Raw genomic sequence first — 22,016 nt, 5'->3', positions numbered from 1 at the left:
TCGCAGAAAGCAAAGAAATTGCAAAATCTAATATTTTATTAATGAGATACTTACTTAAATACTGACCTTCTTATCATTCGTCCAAATAAACGGTAACCTACCCTTTCTCTTAAAAAACTCAGACAGTTCGCATCGAAACCTATGGTATAGCGCTTGAAATTCTTTGCGGGGTTTTCGGCTATTTTTAATATTTCTTCAACAATTGTTGGTTTCAAATCTGTATTTTTCTTTGTTTTTCTCTCCACAACCTCATTAATTGTTTCCATTAATTTATTGTAAGAAGCGATCGTAGATTTTTCTGATCTAGTTACGTTTGTTTGAAAATTAGACGGTGTGTTTCCAAATTGAACAGTTGATACACTAATATTAAAATCCAGTAATTCGTAAGCCATACACTCAGAAAAGCTTTCTACACCATGCTTGGTAGCGTGATAAAAACTGCCTAAAGGCAAATTGACGAGACCTGCAATCGATGAAATATTGATAAAATGTCCTCTTTTTTGCAATCGAAATACAGGAATAAAAGCCCTGCACATTTTTACAACTCCCAACCAATTTACATTAACGATTTTATCAATCTCCTCATCTTCTGATAGTTCTACAAAGCTACGATAGCCTACACCTGCATTGTTTACAACCAAATCGATTGATTTGTACTGATCCATAATTTTATTTTTGGCATCAGTTATACTTTTAGTAGAGGTAACATCTAATTCGAAACATTTTATATTCTCAATCTCTTTAAGTTCTTTTCCTTGTTCTAAGCAAATCATGGTAGCAATTACATTCCAATTATTTTTTGCAAAATGAATAGCTAGCTCTTTACCTATTCCACCTGAAGCACCTGTTATAACTACATTCTTCAATACTTTTAGTTTAATTTTGATTATTATATGTAATAAATACGACCCCATATGGGGTCGCATAATTTTGATTATTTACGTGCTTGTTTTAAATTCAACATTATTAATCTTGATTTTCGATTTGTTTGTATGCATCAATTACTTTTTTCACTAATCGGTGACGAACAATATCTTTATCATCGAGATAAATAATGCCTATACCCTCCACATCCTTCAAAACTAATAACGCTTCTTTTAGGCCTGAAATTGTTCTACGTGGTAAATCGACTTGTCCTGGATCTCCCGTGACCATAAATTTAGCACTTTTCCCCATACGGGTCAAAAACATTTTCATTTGTGAATGTGTGGTGTTCTGCGCTTCATCTAAAATAACAAATGCATTATCTAATGTTCTACCACGCATAAATGCCAAAGGAGCGATTTGAATGATTCCTTTTAAAATATAATCCTCTAACTTTTCGTTAGGTAACATGTCACGCAATGCATCGTATAGAGGCTGCATGTACGGATCTAATTTTTCCTTCATATCTCCGGGAAGAAAACCTAAATTCTCTCCTGCCTCGACAGCGGGCCTAGTTAAAATAATACGCTTTACCTGTTTCTCTTTTAAAGCTTTAACAGCCATAGCTACTCCCGTGTAAGTTTTACCTGTTCCTGCAGGACCTACTGCAAAAACCATATCGTTCTTATTAATAGTATCGACTAATAATTGTTGATTAGGAGTCATGGCTTTAATAATCTTCCCACCTACACCGTGTACTAAAATTTTATCATTAGGCGTATTTCTCTTGTCGTCTTGCACATCTCCTAATATAACACGCTCAATCACATTATTATCAATGTTATTGTAACGTGTAAAATGAAGCATTAATCTTTGAAAACGTTTTTCGAACTCGTCTAAAATTTCTTTTTCTCCAAAAGCTTTTAAAGTTGTCCCTCTGGCAACTATTTTTAATTTTGGATAATATTTTTTAATCATTTCAAGATGAGTGTCTTGAGCACCCCAAAACTCTTTTGGCGCGATGTCTATGAGCTCGATAATTCTTTCGTTCAAAAGTTGTAGTTTTATATTAAAATTAATGAATCAATAAATCTAAAAAATCTGGAATTTTTTAATTTGGTTATTTTACTTTTTAAATCGAATTTGTTTTTGCTTTTTTGCTTTTTTGAATTTACTATTATTAGCTTTGCATTTCTCAAATTTAAGAAAAATTAGTTTTAGATAACACCAATAGTTATAAACAAAATTATGTCAATAATTACCCTCACCACCGATTATGGCTTGAAAGATCACTTTGTAGGTGCGTTGAAGGGGAAAATCCTATCTGAATATTCAGACGCGACAATTATTGATCTTTCTCATCATATCGATCCCTTTAATACGGTCGAAGCTAGTTATATAATTAGTGCAGCTTATGCGAGTTTTCCCAAGGGAACCGTACACTTAATTGGGGTAGACATGGAATTAAATAAAGAGAATCAACACATTGCCATGCAATGGAATGACTCCTATTTTATTGCCGCAGACAATGGTATTTTGAGCATGCTTTCACAAAAGATTGTTCCTCAAAAAGTAGTTTCGATCAATATTCATGACCGCTTACCAACTGATGCGTCAGGACTAGATGTTTTTGTAAAAGTAGCCTGCCATTTAGCAAAAGGAGGTTTACTAAATGTAATAGGTAAAGAAATACAAAATATCAAAGAAATCACAGAGCTGAAAGCGGCTGCATCCGGGGATAATAATATGCTCAAAGGACATGTGGTATACATTGATCATTTTGGTAATGCGGTAACCAATATCTCTAAAAATCAGTTTCTAGAAGTCGCAAAGGGAAGACCCTATGAAATCTTAATGCGAACAAAAAACATCAAAACAATTTTACCCAACTATTCTGCTATTGCCATAGCTGAAAAGTACCCTATAAAGAATTATGAGGGCGAAAAATTAGCTATTTTTAATGAAGCTGGATTTCTCGAAATAGCTATTTTTAGAAGCAATCCTTCTAAGGTAGGTTCAGCAAGTAGCTTACTTGGCCTGAATTATAGCGATCAGGTTACGATAGAATTCAAAAACAAAGAATAAGCAGTACCTAATAATCATTACTGGTAATGAACTAAACCATAGATAGAATTAAATATGTTTATACGAATAGTAAAATTAAGTTTTCACGAAGAAAACATACCCGCATTCTTAGAGAATTTTGAAGTTGTCAAAGATCGTATTCGTGCTGCTCCGGGAAATCGATTACTTGAATTGTACCAAGACAAAAACGATAAAAATATTTTCTTTACGTACAGCTATTGGGAAACCGAACAAGATTTAGAGAATTATAGAACTTCTGATTTCTTTAATGAGGTATGGTCGTTTACTAAAAAATTATTTAATGATAAGCCCGAGGCTTGGAGCGTGGACAAATTAGCTTCTTTAGCTTAACAAATCAAACAAATTTTAAATGAAAGCAATCATTTTACGAGAAATCAAATCTTTTTTTGGTTCACCTATTGGTTATTTAGTCATCGCCATTTTTTTGATTATTAATGGCTTATTCCTTTGGGTTTTTGAAGGAGATTATAATATTCTAAATTCAGGTTTTGCTGACTTGTCGCCCTTTTTCACATTGGCACCTTGGATCCTATTGTTCTTAATTCCTGCCGTTACCATGCGAAGTTTCTCAGATGAAAAAAAGCAAGGAACTCTTGAATTACTTCTTACTAAACCCTTAAGTATTTGGGAAATAGTCAATGGTAAATTTTTTGGTGCTATGCTACTAATTGTGCTAGCAATCATTCCTACTCTTATCTACGTTTATGTAATTTCAAGTCTGGGAGCACCCGAAGGTAACATTGACATGGGTAGCACTATAGGATCTTATTTTGGACTTTTATTTTTAATTGCTGCTTATTCTGCCATTGGTATTTTTACTTCCACACTATCAGAAAACCAAATCGTAGCCTTCATACTATCTGTATTTATTTGTTTTATTTTCTATTTTGGGTTTGAAGGCTTATCAGCTATTGTTCCATCCCTATCTATGCCTATTAGTGCTCTTGGAATGCAAAATCATTTTAAAAGTATGGGACGAGGAGTGCTTGATACAAGAGACCTTATTTACTTTATAAGTATAGCTGTATTATTCCTTTCGCTTACTGTTTATAAACTTAAAACCTTTAAATTGTAATGGTGCCTACTAAAAATAATAATTTAAAAAATATTTTAATAGTTGTTGCCGTCTTATTATTGGTAAACGCTATTGGAAATTCTCTTTTCTATCGTTTTGATCTTACTAAGGATAAAAGATACACACTATCCCCTACTTCATTGGCAATAATCAAACAAATAAAAGAGCCTCTTGCTGTAAAAATTTATATGCAAGGAGATTTACCACCAGAATTTAAACGTTTACAGCAAGAAACGCGACAATTACTAGAAGAGTTTCAAGCCTACAATTCTGATATTGCTTTTGAATTTGTTGATCCTTTAGAAGATGAGGAACACAGCACAGACAATGTAAAAGCGTTATACATGAAAGGAATGACGCCTATAAATATTACTGTTGACGATAAAGGAAAGCAGTCACAAGCTATGGTTTTTCCTTGGGCTATTGCCGTGTACGATAACAAAGAAGTTACAATACCGTTACTAAAAAACATAATGGGTGCATCTACAACTGATAAAGTGATAGGATCTATACAGCATCTCGAATATTCTATTGCTGATGCTCTAAATAAAATAACAAAGGAAAAACAAAAAACGGTTGCCATTATTAAAGGAAATGGCGAACTTAAAGACATCTATATAGCAAAATTTTTATTACAGGTAAGAGAGAGCTATCACCTAGGTCCATTCACTTTAGACTCAGTTGCTAAAGATCCCGAAGGAAGTTTAAATGCATTAAAAAATTATGATTTGGCAATTATTGCTAAACCTACCGAAGGTTTCTCTGAAGCCGAAAAACAAGTATTAGACCAGTACATAATGAATGGAGGGAAAACCATGTGGCTAGTAGATCAAGTGGCTGTAGAAATGGATAGCTTGTACAATGCAAGTGGCGCTACATTAGCTTTTCCTAGAGATCTGAATCTTAATGATATGTTTTTTAAGTATGGTTTCCGCATTAACCCTGACATCATAAAAGACGAAAAAGGCAGTCCTATTAAATTAGCTAGTGGTGAACAAGGCAGCGCGACTCAATACCAAGAATTCAACTGGAAATTTGCACCTCAAATATATCCAGAAAGCACGCATCCAATAGTCAAAAATTTAGGTGGTATCAAGTTCGATTTTGCTAATCCTATCGACACATTAAAAAACGGTATTAAGAAAACAATTTTACTGCAATCGTCTAAATATTCAAAAAAAGTAGGAACACCCGTTGAAGTCAATTTGAATATCGTAACGGAAGAAACAAGTCCAAACCATTATATCAATACAGGCAATATTCCTACAGCTGTTTTATTAGAAGGAAACTTCAAATCCATGTTTGAAAACAGAGTATTAGCCTTTGAGCAAAAAAAATATAGTACGGCAGGAGTTCTAAACAAAATGATTGTAATTTCTGACGGAGACGTGATTAAGAATCAAGTTGACAAAGATTTTCAACCTGTTGAACTAGGTTATGATCAACGATCAGGAACATTGTACGACAATAAGGATTTCTTATTAAACTGCGTTAATTACTTGCTAGACGACACCGGACTTATCAACATTCGCTCTAAAGATCTGGATGTACCACTTTTAGACAAGGAAAAAGTGTACGAGAACTATACCTTTACACAGATCCTAACTATCGGACTACCAATTCTAGTTTTAACTGTTTTTGGTTTCCTATTTACCTTCTTTAGAAAAAGAAGATATACCCGATAGATGTTAATAAAAAATTTAAAATAGTAGCGTAGTTTACGATATATTTGTAAAATGTATTGTCTTTTAGAAAATAAAACTAAAATAGATACCCAAAAAATAAAATAAAACAGATGAAATTTATAGTATCGAGTTCTTACTTATTAAAACAATTGCAAGTTTTAGGTAGTGTCATTAATAGTAGTAATACTTTACCAATTTTAGATAACTTCTTATTTGAATTGGACCATAACGAGTTAACCGTTTCTGCATCCGATTTAGAGACAACGATGTCTGCAACTCTTGCAATCGATTCTACTAGCAAAGGTAGTGTTGCTGTTCCTGCAAAGTTACTTTTGGAAATCCTTAAAACTTTTCCAGAACAACCCCTAACCTTTACAGTTGAGGAAAATAGTACGATTGAAATAAGTTCAAATTCTGGAAAATATGCGCTAGCGTACGCTCCAGGTGAAGAATTCCCTAAAGCTGTTAATTTAGAGGAGCCATCGGTTACTTTAGTACCTGCTGATGTACTAGCAACTGCTATAAGCAAAACAATTTTTGCTGCAGGTAATGACGATTTGCGTCCTGTAATGTCAGGTGTGTTTTTTCAATTTTCTCCAGAGGGTTTAACCTTTGTAGCTACTGATGCGCACAAGCTTGTAAAATATGCACGTACCGATGTTACCGCTTCTCAGGTAGCTGATTTTATTATGCCTAAAAAGCCTTTAACGATCTTGAAGAGTATTCTTGCTACTTCTGATGCCGAAGTTAAAATCGAGTATAACGATTCAAACGCAACCTTTTCTTTTGACAATTATATTTTAATGTGTCGTTTAATAGATGGGAAATATCCAAACTACGAAGCGGTTATCCCAAAAGAGAATCCAAACAAATTAATGATTGATCGTTCTCAATTTTTGAGCTCTGTTCGTCGTGTTGCTATTTTCTCAAACAAAACAACGCACCAAATTCGTTTAAAAATTGCTGGTGCTGAATTGAATGTTTCAGCAGAAGATATTGATTATTCAAACAAAGCAGAAGAAAGATTGACTTGTGATTATCAAGGAGATGATATGCAAATTGGTTATAACTCTCGTTTTTTAACTGAAATGTTGACTAACCTACAATCAGATATGATTATGTTAGAGATGTCATTGCCTAATCGCGCTGGAATTTTAACACCAGTAGATGGATTAGAAGAAGGTGAAACGGTAACAATGCTAGTGATGCCAGTAATGCTTAATAGTTAACAAAAAATTACCTTTTTGTTAAAATAGTTTTTTGATTATTGAATTATAATAGGTATCATTGTAAAACACTTCCGCTATTAACCAAACCATTTTTATATTTAAAAAAACCGTCTTGTTTTACACTAGACGGTTTTTTTTGTTTATCAAAGGTCGACTACAATAGCCTATCAGAAATCTAGTTTTATTTAGCCAATGTATCAATCATAACTATTTAGTAATCTGTATTAGCAAAACAAAATTCCAATTAAATGACACCCATTTTAGTCATCAAAAAAGTAGCACTTTTGTTTTTACAAATGCCATCTCGCAATTTGTAGTCAAAATACAAATCATCGTTCACTATTTCGACTTCAAAACATTTATTGGTTAGAATAGCGGGATACGCATTAGTAGTTAAACAAACCTCGATGTCATGGGTTGCAATTGCGCCAATAGCTTTCTGTGCTATTACTTTTTTGACTACTTCGATCGTACCATTTCGCTTATCATCTGAGTTAGTTCCTCGTAAAATCTCATCTAACAATACAAATGCAGGCTGCACTGCTAGCTCATCCATAATTTGCTTTAAGCGTTTGATCTCGGCAAAGAAATAAGACTCACTATCCGACAAGGAATCTGATAATCGCATAGACACTAAAACAGGCAACGGATGAACGTTAGCTGCACTAGCACAAACGACAGAGCCAGTTCCTGACAAAACCATATTGATGCCCAAACTACGTAAAAAAGTACTTTTACCTGACATATTTGAGCCTGTAAGAATCATAAAAGACTCAGGATAAAATTGTACCTCGTTCCCTACCCTTGTAGTAGCATTAAGTAAAGGATGACTCAGATTGTCAAAACTTATTTTGAAATCTGTATTCAAAACTGGAAATACAAATTCAGGATTATTATAGGATAAATTAGCTAAACTATTCAACATTTCAAATTCGCCTATAACAGTTAGCCAATCTTCTAATGCACTTGCATGCTCCTTTTTCCACTTTAATAAATCTTTTAAAGCGTGAAGGTTATACAAAACAGACCCGTTAAAGAGCGAAGCAGTAATTAAATTATTAATGCTGTCCATTTTAGAAAACAATTCAGCAATTGTTTTAAGGTGAACACTTGCATTTTGTTCTTTAAACTTTAGTTTTTGTTGTAAGGCTATTAATTTTGGTGCTATGAAATGCTCCTCTTCTACCTTTTCTAGTAATTTACTGTATTGTTTCAGTATTTTATCAATATTATCTGAACTTGCAATTTCTATTTGAATACGTTTAAAATACTTTCCTAATATCGCCAAATTGATAATAAACAAATAAGACATGAAAGAAACGAAAATAGAATTGGAACTTATAAAATACCCTGCTGCACTTCCTATGAAAAGCGCTGGAAATAAATAAGAGCAAACAATAATTAAGGGAGATAGGCCCGTACTTTCAAAAGTACTCCATCGTAGTAATGATTCGTAACTTGCTTTGCTATCCTGGCTTACTTTGGCGAAAGCCATAAAATCTTGACGCCAGTCTATTTTAGTAGTAAGCTCTTTTATCCCTTCTTGATTTTGAATTATTTCATCATTTGGAGCTAACGTTAGTACTCTTTTAGCCAAGGTCTTTTTGCCAATATAAGTCGCTGTTCTATTTATATTTTGGAAAAGGGAATGTGATCCAAAAATATCTAGATCATAAGCATACGGATGGTGAAAGTCGTTAAACTCTTGTCCGTTTTCAAATGGTAAACCTTTATTTTCAATAAATAAACGCTCGTCCTCGTTGATAGCTATAAGTGCTTTAGTTATGCTTTTGTCAAATACTAATTTAGAATGAAGTCGCATTAAAAAAAGGAAAACCACAAAAAAGGCAATAGCCATTACTAAAATAGCTGGTGTTTGTTTCTCGATGTAAAAATAGATCGAGATAAACAATAACACTATTACAATAAGCCTAATGACACTTATGGTATTGTATTTTTTATTTATCGCACTTAAGGCAACGGTAAACTGAGCAATCTTATCGGAGTATATTTTCATAGCTAGTATAAATGAGATACAAATATAAGTGTAGCTACTGAATTAACTACTTAAAGTACCCCTAATCTCTCGCTAATACCAATATAAAGTATCTAATTAAATATTTTATCGAATAGGCATAGCTAGAATAGGAATACTAAGATTTTGAGCTAATTTTTTAGTAAAACTAGGATTGAATATTCCTTCAAAAAAACTTCTTTTGTAGGTAAGCATCGTCAAAACATCGATATCTCTATTCAAGATAAAGTCGGCAATAGATTCTTTAACATCATCACTTAGCATTACCCAAAATACAACTCCTTCTTCTTCAAATTCATTTTCCCATTCCTTGATCGTTTCTTTAGACACATCAGAATCAGCGGTTTTAACGTACAAGCATTGCACCTGAGCGTTGGCTTTATTAGCTAGTTTCAATACATTTTTAAGTGCTTTTTTATCTTTGTCTCTAAAACGAGTAGTAAAACCTATTGTTTTAATTTTTTTGAATTTAGCTCCGTTAGGAATGCAATAAGTAGGTACTTCTATATCAACTAAAACACTTCCTGCATTAGTCCCAATAAAAAAAGCAGACCAGCTCGAAGCTCCTTCTGTTCCCATTACCACATAATCTATTTTATCATCCTTAACAGCCTTATCTATATTATATAATAATTCGCCATCCATAAGGCGGTGCGTCATTTTTATATGATGTAAATTATGTTCAAGCGCAATGCCACGTAATTTAGGTATTTCCTCTTTAAACATCTCAAATTTTGAAAGTTCCAAAGACTCATAAATTTCCATATAATTCTGCGGAAAAAACTGCGTATCTAAAATAGGAAGTTCAAAGGTATGCAATAAAATCAGCTCTCCGTTTACCACTTTTGCAAATTCTAAGGCATGCAAAAAAGCATTAGTAGCTGTTTCAGAAAAATCAGTTGGAAAAAGAATACGTTTCATCTTATCAGTTTTAGTGGTTAGTAAATCAAAAGTAACACTAAAGTTACATTAATATTATGATAAAGATCAGTAACTTACATTATTTTTAAGAATTTAATGGCTCTACCTACCTCAAAAAAAGAGTTCCGCTCTTTGCTGCTAGCAACTCTTTCTTCTAGCTGCTATTAGCTAATAATCATCTACCTTGGCATAACGCTCTACTCCCTAATCTAACCCAATAAACAATCAACTTAAATCCTTTTCATCGCTTCTATTGTTTTAGTACCTTTGCAGTCAATACACTAAATAATGCTAAACAACGACGCCATAGTAGCACTAGCAACTCCATCAGGAGCTGGAGCTATCGCCATCATAAGAATCTCAGGACAAGAAGCTATTACTATTGGAAATTCGGTTTTCAAATCCATCAAAGACAAAGATTTACTCCAACAAAAAACACACACCTTACACTTAGGTCATATTGTTGATGGCAGTAAAACTTTAGATGAAGTACTGGTTTCCATTTTCAAAGGACCTAACTCCTACACCGGTGAAAACACCATCGAAATCTCTTGTCACGGTTCTACATACATTCAGCAACAAATTATTCAATTGCTACTTCGCAAAGGTTGCCGTATGGCTGATCCTGGAGAATTCACGTTGCGCGCTTTTCTAAACGGAAAACTAGACCTTTCGCAAGCCGAAGCCGTTGCCGATTTAATTTCGTCAGATAATGAAGCTAGTCACCAAATAGCAATGCAGCAAATGCGTGGTGGTTTCTCTAATGAAATTGCCAAATTGCGTGAAGAGCTATTGAATTTCGCTTCGCTAATCGAACTCGAATTAGATTTTGCCGAGGAAGATGTAGAATTTGCCGATAGAACGCAGTTTCACGAACTCTTAAACCGAATCGAATTTGTCTTGAAACGCTTAATCGACTCTTTCGCTGTAGGAAACGTTATCAAAAATGGAATCCCTGTAGCCATTGTAGGAGAACCAAATGTGGGTAAATCAACACTTTTGAACGCTTTACTAAACGAGGAACGCGCTATCGTTTCTGAAATCGCTGGAACTACTCGTGACACCATCGAAGATGAATTAGTTATTGGCGGAATCGGTTTCCGTTTCATCGATACGGCTGGTATTCGTGAAACCGTGGATGTTGTAGAAAGCATCGGAATCAAAAAAACATTCGAAAAAATCGAACAAGCACAAGTCGTTTTATATCTGTTTGATAGTTTAAAGTTTAAAGTTCAAAGTTCAGAATACATTCTCGAAATAGAAAAAATCAAAAATCAATTTCCTTTGAAACCGCTAGTTGTTGTTATCAATAAATTAGATTTACTTTCAGAAAATGAAATTACAAACATTCGACAAGAGCTGGCAAGCCTAAATATTAAACTAATTTTTCTGAGCGCAAAACAAAAGATTGGTGTTGACGAACTTAAGAACCAATTACTTTCATTTGTAAACACAGGTGCATTACGTAACAATGAAACAATTGTAACTAATACAAGGCATTATGACTCTTTATTAAAAGCATTAGATGAGGTTACCAAAGTCAAATACGGACTAGAAACCAACCTCTCTAGCGACCTTATGGCACTAGACATTCGCGAGGCCTTATACCATTTCGGGATGATTACTGGGCAGGTTACTAACGATGAATTGCTAGGTAATATTTTTGCTAATTTCTGTATCGGGAAGTAAAACAATAGTTCGTTAAATAAGTAAAATTTTTAATAAAATAAGTTGGCTGTCCGGGCAGGCTATCCACTACAAGTCCGCGGTATGCAGCCCATAAAACTATAAACCTGAAACGAGCTCCCTCTGGTCGCTGTTTCGGGTTTTGTTTTATAATGGGCTTCCTCCCTTGCGGGCTTTTCGTTGCTATCCTTGACAGGGAGTCTATTTAGGTTATAATTATCTTTAGACCTAAAGTTTTTTTTTAGATCTGTTACGGTTTTCCGTACTATTTTACTTTCCTTTTTATTTATCTTAGCAAAAAATAACGCTTAGTTTTACAGCTATGATCAATAAAAAATCACTCTCTGAACGAGACATCTGTACCAAATTTATTACCCCTGCTTTAAAAAATGCAGGTTGGGATATTGACAAGCAAGTCCTAGAGGAGGTCTTCTTTACCGATGGTAAAATCTATGTAAGAGGGAAACTTACTGCTAGAGGAGATCGTAAACGAGCTGATTATATTCTTTATTATCAAGACAATCCTGTTGCAGTAATTGAAGCCAAAGACAATAAACATTCTATTCGATCTGGTATTCAACAAGCATTAGGTTATGCAACAACATTAGATATTCCTTGCGTTTTTAGTAGCAATGGAGACGGTTTTTTATTTCACGATAGAACCGTAAATGATGCTACTATTGAAACAGAACTTGCCCTAGATGAATTTCCGTCCCCTGAAGCTTTATGGGAGAAATATAAAAAATATAAAAATATTGCTACGCCTACTGGCGAAAAAGTAGCTCTACAAAAATACTTTTCTGATGGTTCAGGTCGAAAACCTCGTTACTATCAGCAAATTGCTGTAAACAGAACCGTTGAAGCCATTTCTAATGGACAAAACAGAATCATTCTTGTGATGGCAACGGGTACAGGTAAAACATATACGGCTTTTCAAATCATTTATCGTTTGTGGAAATCGAGAACTAAAAAAAGGATTCTTTTTCTAGCAGATAGAACAGCACTTGTGGATCAAACTCGTAAAGGAGATTTCAAGCATTTTAGAGATAAAATGACCATTATAAAAAAGAAGGTCACTACTAATGGACAAGGAAAAGACGAACTGGTAAGTACTAAAAAAAGAGGAATTGATACTGCTGACAAGGCATATGAAGTATTCCTAGGATTATATCAAGGCTTAACCAATAACGAACCAGGGATTGAAGACGCCTACAAAGATTTTTCTCCTGACTTTTTTGACCTAATTATCATTGACGAGTGCCACCGTGGAAGCGCCAATGAGGATAGTGCTTGGAGAGAAATCTTAACCTATTTCAATCAAGCAACTCATATTGGTTTGACGGCAACACCAAGAGAGACTAAGGAAACTAGCAATACCGAATATTTTGGAGAGCCTGTTTATACCTATTCTTTAAAACAAGGAATAGATGATGGATTTTTGGCACCATACAAAGTAATTCGTGTGGCGCTAAACGTAGATACAGAAGGCTACAGACCGCAACAAGGCAAAACCGATAAGGAAGGAAACGAAATTGAAGATCGCATCTACAATCGTAAAGATTTTGATAAAAAATTAGTTATCGACGAGCGTACAGATATTATTGCTCAAAAAGTAACCGAATACCTCAAAGGACTAGATCGCTATGCCAAAACCATCATTTTTTGTGTGGATATTGATCATGCTGAAAGAATGCGAAATGCAATTGCTAAACACAATGCCGACTTGGTTTCTGAAAATCACAAATACGTAATGCAAATTACAGGTGATAATGACGAAGGAAAACGGGAATTAGACAACTTTATCAATCCCGAAGAAAAATACCCCGTTATTGCTACTACTTCTGAGTTAATGACTACTGGAGTTGATGCACAGACTTGCAAATTAATTGTATTAGACGCTAATATAAATTCCATGACCAAGTTCAAGCAAATTGTAGGACGAGGAACGAGAATAAATGAAGAGTTTGACAAACTCTATTTTACCATTTTGGATTTTAGAAACGCAACTGATAATTTTGCCGACCCAGCGTTTGATGGTGATCCTTTACGTGTGAAACCAATAACCGAAGAAACCGATTTAACAACGATAATCGATGAAGAATATAAAGAGGAAACTCCAATAATTGACGTTGTAACAGGAGAAGAAATTGTAATTGAAAAACCTGAAATTAGAACACCTGTAAACGAACCTAATCCCGAATACAAAAAGAGACCTAAGCAGTACATCAACGGTGTAGATGTTTCGGTATTAATAAGCAGAGAATTGTTTTTTGATTCAAACGGAAAACCAATCACAATTAGCCTGCAAGACCATACAAAAGGAATTATAAATGGCAAGTACGCTTCACTGGATGATTTCTTAATCACTTGGAATAAAGCCGATAAAAAAGAAGCGATTATCAAAGAATTAGAAGAACAAGGCGTTATGGTCGAAGCACTTTATGCAGCCGTAGACAAGCCTGTAGATTTGTTTGATTTGATTTGTCATGTGGCGTATGATCAACCGCCATTATCTCGAAAAGACAGAGCAGAAAATGTGAAGAAACGTAATTATTTTACCAAATACGGCGACCAAGCCAGAAAAGTGCTGGAAACATTGTTAGATAAATATGCCGATGAAGGGATAGAAAACATTGAAAGTATGGATGTGTTGAGGGTAAAACCTTTTGATACTTTTGGTTCTATTTCTGAAATTGTGAATGGTATATTTGGGAATAGAACAAAGTACCTAGAAGCAATCAAAGAATTAGAAAACGAATTATACAAACAGGCTTAATTATGTGCATAATATCAAATAAAATACAATTTTGTAGTTGTGCAAATGACACTGTTGAAAAGCTAAAACATTATTGGATATTGCATCGCTACGCAAATGAAAAAAGGGAGATTTGTATGGGTTTACCAATGATGCCAACATCTATGTCGGATTTGAATTTTGTTGAGAATCAAGCCGTTTTACTAAAACGATTAAATGAACCGGATGCATTTGATATGCCAATTGAATTTAAACCAAAAGACCAATTAGAAATTGTTATTAATAACAGACCCAATTTTTACGACGCTTTCACCTATTCTTTTAAATATTACAAGGGGAAATGGACATCAGTAGAAACTGATCCATTTGATCTAATGAATCGTTTTGATGAAGAACAGTGCGGTAAAATAAAAAATGCTTTAAAAAGAAATAGTAAAAACAATAATTAACTATGACAATCGATTTAAAAAACAACATAGTTAATTATAGAAAAAAAACTATAGAGCAGCTAGATATAATTACACTTTTAGGCGAGCAAAACTTAGAGTTTAAAAAACAAGAAATTAATCTTAAAGAAATTAATACTACTGATTTATCTGTATTCGAATTAAAAAATGTTCTTTATTTATTTGTTATAAGGGATTGGGGAGATGTTAAAAATGGAGCCGAATTATGTTCTGCGATATCAATACTAAAGGCAGATAAAAGCAACCCTAAATTACCCAAGGTAAATACACCTCAGGGAAAAAACATATTATACTTGGGTAAGTCAACTGGTAATTTCAAAACAAGACTTAAGCAGCATTTGGGAGGTTATTCTCATTCAACTTATTCTTTACAATTTTCGAGTTGGACCGATAAACTAAAAACAATGAAAATTGATTTATATTACACGCAAGTTGACTTTAACACTGCAAAGAATCACAATACAAATGATTTATTAGAACTTTTAGAAACGGCCTTACACCTAGAACACCAACCATTTTTAGGTCGAAGTGGACATTAACAAAAATAAAATAATGAGCGATACTACCCCGTTTGTAAAATTAATTTCTGATTTCAATAGAATTCATAAGATAGAGGAAAGATTACCCACATTTATGGAGATTTCAAGATATCCGCATTTTGAGAATGTGTGCAGCAACATTTTAAACTTCTATTTTGATACTACACAATCACATAAATTAAACGATTTAGTTTTAAAATCATTATTAGAGTGTACCTCTTTTCAATTCGAGAATTACCCACCGATTGTTACCAAAAATTGTCATAGGGAATATTGCACTCTAGATAATAAAAGAATAGATTTGGTAATTGAAGGAGAAGATGTAGTTGTTGCCATAGAAAACAAAATCTTTCATTGGTTAAACAATGACTTAGGAATCTATGAACAAACTATAGTTAGCAATTTCTCACAATGTAACAATAAGATTTTCATAGTATTATCTATCAAAAAAGAAGTCACTACGGGATCCTTTGTAAGTATTACTTATGAAGCATTTTTTAAGAGATTAAAACAAAATTTAGGAAGTTATGCCGTCAATGCAAATAATCAATATGTTACTTACCTCTTAGACTTCATTAAAACAATCGAAAACCACTATAAAATGGAAGATACTAATAAAGAAATGTTTGATTTTATCATCAGTAATGACGATGCTATTGTTGCAATCAATCAACAAAAAAATATTTTAGATACTCAATTAAAAATATTGGTGGGTCAGATAAGCGATAGCATCAACCTTGAACTACCAAATGTTGAAAAGTGGATATATGAAAAAAACACCATTGTTTTTGATTTCAGTTTTGACGTTATTACTATTTCGGTTGATGTAACGATACAGTATCAATCAGTAAACGTGGACCTTTTCGTGAGAAAAAATATTGATACTTATGATAATTTAAATCAACTGGATTTGATTAAAAATAATAAATTCCCTAAATCGATAAGAGGTTACGAATTATTAAATAGAAACATCAATTTTTACGAAATAAATCAAGAAGAATTATCGAGAGAAATCTACAATCTTTTAATTCAAATAAAAAAATAAACAAACATAATGTCAAACATATCAAGCATACTCAAAAGCATACAAAACATCATGCGTCAAGACAATGGTCTAAACGGTGATGCACAACGAATAGAACAACTTGGTTGGATGCTTTTCCTTAAAATATTCTCCGATAAAGACAAAGAACTAGAATTACTCGACGATAATTATGTATCTCCTATTCCTGATTTGTTTCATTGGGTAAACCAAAAAGACAATTGGGCGGGTGATGATGAAGGAATGACAGGCGATGAACTACTGGAGTTTGTAGATCGCCAATTGTTTCCTGCCTTGCGTAACATTGATGTGAGCACAGGCAACCGTCGCGCGCTTATCGTACGTGAGGTTTTTGAAGGAAACAACAATTACATGAAAAGCGGTATCAACATTCGTAAGGTGTTGAACAAGCTGAACGAAATGGACTTTAACATTGCCAAAGACCGTCAGGCTTTTGGTGAATTGTACGAAAGCATCCTGAAAGGCTTGCAAAGTGCAGGAAATAGTGGAGAGTTCTATACCCCTCGTGCCATTACATCGTTTATTACTAATATGATCAACCCACAACTGGGCGAAAAAATATTAGATCCTTCTTGTGGAACGGGTGGTTACTTGACTACTGCTATCGAACATTTAAAACAACAAGCCAACAGCATTGAAGAACGCCAAAGCATTGCCAAAAATATAATTGGTTGGGAATACAAACCGTTGCCCTATTTATTGGCTACTACCAATTTGATTCTACATGATATTGAAGTGCCTAATATTACCTATCGCGATTCATTAGACCAACCCTTAAGCAGTTATACCGAAAAAGATCGTGTACATGCTATTTTGGCCAACCCGCCTTTTGGCGGAATTGTGGCTAATGGTAACGAAACCAACTTCCCGCAAAACTTTAGAACCAAAGAAAGTGCCGACTTGTTCTTGATTTTAATGATCCATTTATTAAAAGACAAAGGTCGTGCTGGTATTGTATTGCCTGACGGTTCGCTCACGGGCGATGGTGTAAAACAACGCGTGCGTCAAAAACTCTTAGAAGATTGCAACCTGCACACCATTATACGCTTGCCTAACTCCGTGTTCCAGCCGTATGCCACGGTAGCGACCAATTTATTATTTTTTACCAAAGGCACGCCTACTAAAGAAGTGTGGTATTACGAACACAAATTACCAGAAGGACAAAAAGCCTACAACAAAACCAGACCCATTCAAGCCAAGGAATTTGACCCTATAAAAACATGGTGGAAAGACCGCAAGGAATCTGATATTGCTTGGAAAGTAGATATACAAACCATCATAGACCGCAACTACGACCTTGATATAAAAAACCCAACCAAAGCAGAGGAAGCCCACGAATACAACAGCAGTGAACTGATGGATTTATTGCATAACTCCTTTGATAAAAGCAATACTTTATTGAACCAATTAAAAAAAGCGATAAAATGAAGTTAACTAAAATTGGTGATTTTTTAAAAAGAAGTAAATTTCCCGTAGACATTATAGATAATGAAGAATATAATCGTGTAACAATTAGAATTAATCACAATGGTGTTTCGTTAAGAGACACTGCAATTGGTTTGAAAATTGGTACAAAAAAACAATTTATTCTTAAAGCTGGACAGTTTATTGTTTCCAAAATTGATGCTCGGTATGGGGCATTTGGTATTGCTCCAAATGAAGTTGATAATGCAATAATTACAGGGAATTTTTGGGCTTATAACGTAGATTTCAGCAAACTGAATATTGAATGGTTTAATCAATTTACCAATTCCCCAGATTTTTATGATTTATGTGAAAGAGCTAGTGCAGGTATAACTCATAGAAAATACTTGAACGAATCTTTCTTTTTGAATTATGAAATAATGCTACCTACAGTTGAAGAGCAATTGATTCAAATTGAAAAGATAAAACTTCAAAAGATTTCTTCTGGCGTGTTAACATCAGAACTCACCCATCAACTAGATCTAATCAAACAATTACGTCAATCCTTTTTGCGTGAAGCGATGCAAGGAAAGTTAGCTACGGCTGTCAGGTCAAGCGGAGTCGAAACGCAACAAACAGGGCAACAACTTCTAGCAAAAATAAAAGCCGAAAAAGCACAACTCATTGCCGAGAAAAAACTCAAAAAAGAAAAACCGTTACCAGCTATTTCCGCAGAAGAAATTCCTTTTGAAATTCCAGAACATTGGGCTTGGTGTAAATTGGGGGAAATTTGTACTAAAGTAGGTTCTGGAAGTACTCCAAAAGGAAGTAACTATGCAGAAAAAGGAAAACCTTTTTTTCGATCACAAAATATCCATGACAACGGTTTAGTCTATAATGATATAAAATTTGTTTCTGATGAAGTTCAAAAACAAATGAATGGAACAATTGTGTTAGCTGATGATATTTTATTGAATATAACTGGTGGTTCGATGGGTAGATGTGCTTTAGTGCCTACTGATTTTGAAGAAGGAAACGTTAGTCAACACGTTTGTATAATAAGACCTTTATTGTCAGATAATATATTTTTACACAAACTTGTATTGTCTCCTTATTTTCAAAAGTTAATATTTAGTTCAACGACTGGTGCAGGAAGGGAAGGGTTGCCAAAATATAATTTAGAACAATTTATTATCCCACTCCCACCACTCCACGAACAAGAACAAATCGTATCCAAGCTAGAAGAATTAATGGCTTTTTGTGATGGTTTAGAGCAAAGCATTAAGGAAAGTCAAGGATATAATGAAATGTTGTTGCAACAGGTTTTGAGAGAGGCGTTGCAGGGAGAAAAGAAGAAATAATAAAAGTACTAAATATGGATATTACGAATTTTAGAAAATTAATAAACGATAGTCCGATTAAGGATAAATTGAATAATTTAAAGATCGTTTTAAATTATCCACATTTAGAATCGAAACTTGAATTAGACGGAATTCAATCCATTTATAAGTTTATTTACGATCAAGTTATTGGTTGGAATCATATTGAAAACATTCCGGAGTATTTAGCACATTCAAAAAGACACTTTGAAACTCTTAAATCAAGAATAACTGGTTTAATAGAGTATTTCAAAGAAAACAACGTAAGTCAATTTGATTATCAATGGAGTCAATTAATAAGTGTGATTCAAAATCCAAGATTTCAAAATGAATATTATGTTTTTTTAATTGATTCTCCAGAAACTGATTTTCTGTTGAAAGTAAACACCAAAAATATAAATCATACACAAGGAGCTATAGATTTTATTACTGGTGTTACTATTAACTTTAATAAAGGAATAGGATACTTTACAGGTGTATTATTTGCTTATGAATTTAAAAACCAAAATGAATCTGAAATCTTACAGAGAAGAAATAATGAAAAGATAAGTTTACGTCAGATAAGAGAAAAGTACAACAACTATATTGTTGAAGCAGAGAAACAATTGAACGGAAATCTCTCTGATGCAAAAGAAAACTTAACTAGTCATTTTGAAACAGTTGATGCCCTGAAACAAGAAAAAAACAAAAATTTTGATGATTGGTTTACCACTGTTCAAGTAGGTTTTGATAGCTTTTTTAAAAATTCAAGTGATTCAATAAAGAACAACGAAGACTTATATAGAGAAAAACTTCGTTTAGAAGCGCCTGCTAAATACTGGAAAGATCGTGCTATATTATTAAAATCGGAAGGCGATAAATATTTAAATTGGCTAATTAAAACGTCAGTTATTGCAGCAATTCTATTATTTATTCTATTGATGACATTAGGTACTGATTTCTACGAAACTGCTTTTAATGACAGAATAAAAGGAATCAAATGGTCAATTATTTTGATTACAATTGTTTCACTTTTAGCTTTCACCATAAAAATATTATCTAAAATGACTTTTAGTTCTTTTCATTTATCAAGAGATGCAGAAGAAAGAGAACAATTAACTCATTTTTATTTAGCATTAAAAAAAGACACAACAATAGAGCCCGAAGAACGACAGTTGATTTTGCAATCTCTTTTTAGTCGTGCTGATACAGGATTATTAAAAGATGATTCATCACCCACGATGCCCACAAGTATAATTGAGAAGTTTGCGGGAGGACGATAAAGCAATCTAATTAAAACTACCAAAAAAGAGTTACAACAGGTTTTGAGAGAGGTGTTACAGTAACAGAAAATTAATAGTGAAATAAGTTAATATTAATATTAACTTAAAAGTGAATAATAATTTGGAAAACTACTTATAAGTGAATACTTTTGCACATATAAAACCGATAGCACAATACGATAAGGTTTCTTATTATTCTATTTGTATAGGGGATAATCCAATTTCGCTATTTGAGGAGTTTATGGGATATCACACTGTAGCAAACAAAGAAAAATTAAATCATGTTTTAGAGTGGATCAAAATTATTGGAAATAAATACGGTGCACAAACCCATTTGTTTAGACCCGAAGGAGAAACTGCAGACGCATCTGCACTGCCTCCCAAAGTAGTAGAAAGAAAACCTCAATATGCAGAATTAGGTATAAAAAAAGCAAATAACATTCGGCTGTATTGTTTACGAGCAAATGAATCAGTAGTATTTTTATTCAACGGAGATATCAAAACTGCCAAAAAAGCGCAAGATTGCCCGAATGTAAAGAAACATTTTAAACTAGCTAATCAACTTACAAAAGCCATTGACAGTGCTTTTGCAAATAAAGAAATCCTTTGGAACGATGATTTAACGACCACTACTTGTGAGGATGATTTTATGCTACAATTCTAAGAAATTATGAAATTCCCAGAAAACAATATAATTAACACTTGGCTCACCGATAATGGAAGTCCTGAAATAGCACGATTAGTAGAAAAAAATCTTGTCATAGCCCATAAAATTCATGAAATGCTAAAAGAGCGTGGTTTAAAACCTGCGGATCTAGCACGCATGTTAGACAAAAAACCATCTGAAATTAGTAAATGGCTCACGGGTACCCATACTTTTACCACAAAAACAATTACTAAAATAGAAACCGTTCTGGGCGATGATATTATTCACATTGAACCACAAAAAGAATTTGTGTACTTAAAAGTCTATGTAAACCAAGAAGATGATTTAGAAGAAACCGCTTTTGAAAACTCAGAAGTATTTGTAACTGAAAGCAGTTTGGATAAAAAAGTATCTTAAGTAATGGACAATACGCAAATAATACCATCCAAAATTCATTTAACAAAGATCAAAACAGTAAAAGAAGATACTTCTCTACTGGATGAAAAATTAAATGTAAAACCTACTTATGACATAAAAGTAGCACATAACATGATGCACAATCTAGAAAAAGAATTGGTTAAAATTAGACTTTTCCTTGATGTTGTTGCGGTTATAGATGGTAAATCTATAAATCAAGGTGGCAACTATGAATTTGATTTTTTCTTTAAAATAGAAGATCTAAACAGCCATTACCAAATTCACAATGAAAAACCTTTGTTTGAAGGTGTTTTTGTGACCACGCTTTTAGCTATTTCCTTTTCTACATTGAGAGGAATGATGTTCTCACAATGGAAAAACACTTACTTACAATCAGTTATCTTGCCAGTTATTAATGCTGCTGAATTATTAAAAAGTAAACGATAACACATACTTTACAGATTTTAAAAACGGTAAACAATT

Annotated in this window: 20 protein-coding genes; 16 read left to right on the top strand and 4 right to left on the bottom strand. The window is 33.5% G+C overall.

The genetic code is table 11. The features are described from left to right. Positions 1-50: 50 nt before the first annotated feature. Both H8R22_RS10405 and H8R22_RS10400 read right to left on the bottom strand, forming a co-directional pair. Positions 51-866 (bottom strand): SDR family NAD(P)-dependent oxidoreductase, encoded by an 816-nt coding sequence (locus H8R22_RS10405; protein ID WP_187010317.1) that lies wholly within the window; start codon positions 864-866, stop codon positions 51-53. A gap of 100 nt (positions 867-966) precedes the next feature. After that, positions 967-1,917 carry a PhoH family protein gene (locus H8R22_RS10400; RefSeq protein ID WP_187010316.1) on the bottom strand — a complete coding sequence of 317 codons (951 nt, stop codon included), beginning with the start codon at positions 1,915-1,917 and terminating at the stop codon, positions 967-969. 195 nt (positions 1,918-2,112) lie between these two features. Between H8R22_RS10400 and H8R22_RS10395 the strand changes: the two genes are divergently transcribed. The 5 genes from H8R22_RS10395 (at position 2,113) to dnaN (ending at position 6,959) form a co-directional block, all read left to right on the top strand. Continuing rightward, complete coding sequence (locus H8R22_RS10395; protein WP_187010315.1) at positions 2,113-2,949, top strand: SAM hydrolase/SAM-dependent halogenase family protein; 837 nt, start codon at positions 2,113-2,115, stop codon at positions 2,947-2,949. Between the two features lie 54 nt (positions 2,950-3,003). Beyond that, positions 3,004-3,300, top strand: a complete 297-nt coding sequence (locus H8R22_RS10390) for a putative quinol monooxygenase (protein WP_187010314.1) — start codon at positions 3,004-3,006, stop codon at positions 3,298-3,300. Positions 3,301-3,319: 19 nt separating this feature from the next. Continuing rightward, positions 3,320-4,045 carry a gliding motility-associated ABC transporter permease subunit GldF gene (gldF, locus tag H8R22_RS10385; protein WP_187010313.1) on the top strand — a complete coding sequence of 242 codons (726 nt, stop codon included), beginning with the start codon at positions 3,320-3,322 and terminating at the stop codon, positions 4,043-4,045. Then, positions 4,045-5,730 carry a gliding motility-associated ABC transporter substrate-binding protein GldG gene (gene gldG, locus H8R22_RS10380; protein ID WP_187010312.1) on the top strand — a complete coding sequence of 562 codons (1,686 nt, stop codon included), beginning with the start codon at positions 4,045-4,047 and terminating at the stop codon, positions 5,728-5,730. The genes gldF and gldG overlap by 1 nt, the downstream gene beginning before the upstream one ends. A gap of 110 nt (positions 5,731-5,840) precedes the next feature. Further along, the gene (gene dnaN / locus H8R22_RS10375; RefSeq protein WP_187010311.1) at positions 5,841-6,959 is read left to right on the top strand and encodes a DNA polymerase III subunit beta; all 1,119 of its coding nucleotides are present in this window, start codon (positions 5,841-5,843) and stop codon (positions 6,957-6,959) included. A 244-nt stretch (positions 6,960-7,203) separates the two neighbouring features. On the opposite strand, the gene H8R22_RS10370 is transcribed toward dnaN, so the two are convergent. Together H8R22_RS10370 and H8R22_RS10365 are read right to left on the bottom strand one after the other, a co-directional pair. Then, positions 7,204-8,976 carry a MutS-related protein gene (locus tag H8R22_RS10370; protein WP_187010310.1) on the bottom strand — a complete coding sequence of 591 codons (1,773 nt, stop codon included), beginning with the start codon at positions 8,974-8,976 and terminating at the stop codon, positions 7,204-7,206. A gap of 105 nt (positions 8,977-9,081) precedes the next feature. Further along, positions 9,082-9,915 (bottom strand): universal stress protein, encoded by an 834-nt coding sequence (locus H8R22_RS10365; RefSeq protein ID WP_187010309.1) that lies wholly within the window; start codon positions 9,913-9,915, stop codon positions 9,082-9,084. A 288-nt stretch (positions 9,916-10,203) separates the two neighbouring features. On the opposite strand from H8R22_RS10365, the gene mnmE reads away from it, so the two are divergent. The 11 genes from mnmE to H8R22_RS10310 all read left to right on the top strand — a co-directional run bounded on the left by mnmE (position 10,204) and on the right by H8R22_RS10310 (position 21,980). Next, a complete protein-coding gene (gene mnmE / locus H8R22_RS10360) occupies positions 10,204-11,604 on the top strand; it encodes a tRNA uridine-5-carboxymethylaminomethyl(34) synthesis GTPase MnmE (protein WP_187010308.1) in 1,401 nt (466 codons plus the stop codon). 322 nt (positions 11,605-11,926) lie between these two features. After that, positions 11,927-14,377 (top strand): EcoAI/FtnUII family type I restriction enzme subunit R, encoded by a 2,451-nt coding sequence (hsdR, locus tag H8R22_RS10355; protein ID WP_394368137.1) that lies wholly within the window; start codon positions 11,927-11,929, stop codon positions 14,375-14,377. A gap of 2 nt (positions 14,378-14,379) precedes the next feature. Next, entirely contained in the window at positions 14,380-14,805 is a 426-nt protein-coding gene (locus H8R22_RS10350; protein WP_187010306.1) for a hypothetical protein, read from the top strand. Between the two features lie 2 nt (positions 14,806-14,807). Beyond that, a complete protein-coding gene (locus H8R22_RS10345) occupies positions 14,808-15,362 on the top strand; it encodes a hypothetical protein (RefSeq protein WP_187010305.1) in 555 nt (184 codons plus the stop codon). Positions 15,363-15,375: 13 nt separating this feature from the next. Next, positions 15,376-16,407 carry a PD-(D/E)XK nuclease family protein gene (locus H8R22_RS10340; RefSeq protein ID WP_187010304.1) on the top strand — a complete coding sequence of 344 codons (1,032 nt, stop codon included), beginning with the start codon at positions 15,376-15,378 and terminating at the stop codon, positions 16,405-16,407. 9 nt (positions 16,408-16,416) lie between these two features. After that, positions 16,417-17,853 (top strand): class I SAM-dependent DNA methyltransferase, encoded by a 1,437-nt coding sequence (locus tag H8R22_RS10335; protein WP_187010303.1) that lies wholly within the window; start codon positions 16,417-16,419, stop codon positions 17,851-17,853. Next, the gene (locus tag H8R22_RS10330) at positions 17,850-19,190 is read left to right on the top strand and encodes a restriction endonuclease subunit S (RefSeq protein ID WP_187010302.1); all 1,341 of its coding nucleotides are present in this window, start codon (positions 17,850-17,852) and stop codon (positions 19,188-19,190) included. The genes H8R22_RS10335 and H8R22_RS10330 overlap by 4 nt, the downstream gene beginning before the upstream one ends. A 14-nt stretch (positions 19,191-19,204) precedes the next feature. Next, entirely contained in the window at positions 19,205-20,470 is a 1,266-nt protein-coding gene (locus tag H8R22_RS10325; protein WP_187010301.1) for a DUF6161 domain-containing protein, read from the top strand. A 139-nt stretch (positions 20,471-20,609) separates the two neighbouring features. Continuing rightward, positions 20,610-21,134, top strand: a complete 525-nt coding sequence (locus tag H8R22_RS10320) for a hypothetical protein (RefSeq protein ID WP_187010300.1) — start codon at positions 20,610-20,612, stop codon at positions 21,132-21,134. A 6-nt stretch (positions 21,135-21,140) separates the two neighbouring features. Continuing rightward, complete coding sequence (locus H8R22_RS10315) at positions 21,141-21,533, top strand: helix-turn-helix domain-containing protein (protein ID WP_187010299.1); 393 nt, start codon at positions 21,141-21,143, stop codon at positions 21,531-21,533. Between the two features lie 3 nt (positions 21,534-21,536). Beyond that, positions 21,537-21,980 (top strand): hypothetical protein, encoded by a 444-nt coding sequence (locus H8R22_RS10310; protein ID WP_187010298.1) that lies wholly within the window; start codon positions 21,537-21,539, stop codon positions 21,978-21,980. Positions 21,981-22,016: the final 36 nt, after the last annotated feature.

Origin of the sequence: Flavobacterium kayseriense (assembly GCF_014305095.1) — a bacterium.
Classification (GTDB): domain Bacteria; phylum Bacteroidota; class Bacteroidia; order Flavobacteriales; family Flavobacteriaceae; genus Flavobacterium; species Flavobacterium kayseriense.
Note: the sequence above shows the minus strand (reverse complement) of the source record. Positions and strands in the feature narration are given on the sequence as shown.

Bases quoted from the DNA above. Each gene is read 5' to 3' on its own strand.
- mnmE (WP_187010308.1), top strand. From the start codon at position 10,204: ATGCTAAACAACGACGCCATAGTAGCACTAGCAACTCCATCAGGAGCT.
- H8R22_RS10345 (WP_187010305.1), top strand. From the start codon at position 14,808: ATGACAATCGATTTAAAAAACAACATAGTTAATTATAGAAAAAAAACT.
- H8R22_RS10395 (WP_187010315.1), top strand. From the start codon at position 2,113: ATGTCAATAATTACCCTCACCACCGATTATGGCTTGAAAGATCACTTT.
- H8R22_RS10370 (WP_187010310.1), bottom strand. From the start codon at position 8,976: ATGAAAATATACTCCGATAAGATTGCTCAGTTTACCGTTGCCTTAAGT.
- H8R22_RS10350 (WP_187010306.1), top strand. From the start codon at position 14,380: ATGTGCATAATATCAAATAAAATACAATTTTGTAGTTGTGCAAATGAC.
- gldF (WP_187010313.1), top strand. From the start codon at position 3,320: ATGAAAGCAATCATTTTACGAGAAATCAAATCTTTTTTTGGTTCACCT.
- gldG (WP_187010312.1), top strand. From the start codon at position 4,045: ATGGTGCCTACTAAAAATAATAATTTAAAAAATATTTTAATAGTTGTT.
- H8R22_RS10325 (WP_187010301.1), top strand. From the start codon at position 19,205: ATGGATATTACGAATTTTAGAAAATTAATAAACGATAGTCCGATTAAG.
- dnaN (WP_187010311.1), top strand. From the start codon at position 5,841: ATGAAATTTATAGTATCGAGTTCTTACTTATTAAAACAATTGCAAGTT.
- H8R22_RS10390 (WP_187010314.1), top strand. From the start codon at position 3,004: ATGTTTATACGAATAGTAAAATTAAGTTTTCACGAAGAAAACATACCC.
- H8R22_RS10365 (WP_187010309.1), bottom strand. From the start codon at position 9,915: ATGAAACGTATTCTTTTTCCAACTGATTTTTCTGAAACAGCTACTAAT.
- H8R22_RS10330 (WP_187010302.1), top strand. From the start codon at position 17,850: ATGAAGTTAACTAAAATTGGTGATTTTTTAAAAAGAAGTAAATTTCCC.
- H8R22_RS10310 (WP_187010298.1), top strand. From the start codon at position 21,537: ATGGACAATACGCAAATAATACCATCCAAAATTCATTTAACAAAGATC.
- H8R22_RS10315 (WP_187010299.1), top strand. From the start codon at position 21,141: ATGAAATTCCCAGAAAACAATATAATTAACACTTGGCTCACCGATAAT.
- H8R22_RS10335 (WP_187010303.1), top strand. From the start codon at position 16,417: ATGTCAAACATATCAAGCATACTCAAAAGCATACAAAACATCATGCGT.
- H8R22_RS10340 (WP_187010304.1), top strand. From the start codon at position 15,376: ATGAGCGATACTACCCCGTTTGTAAAATTAATTTCTGATTTCAATAGA.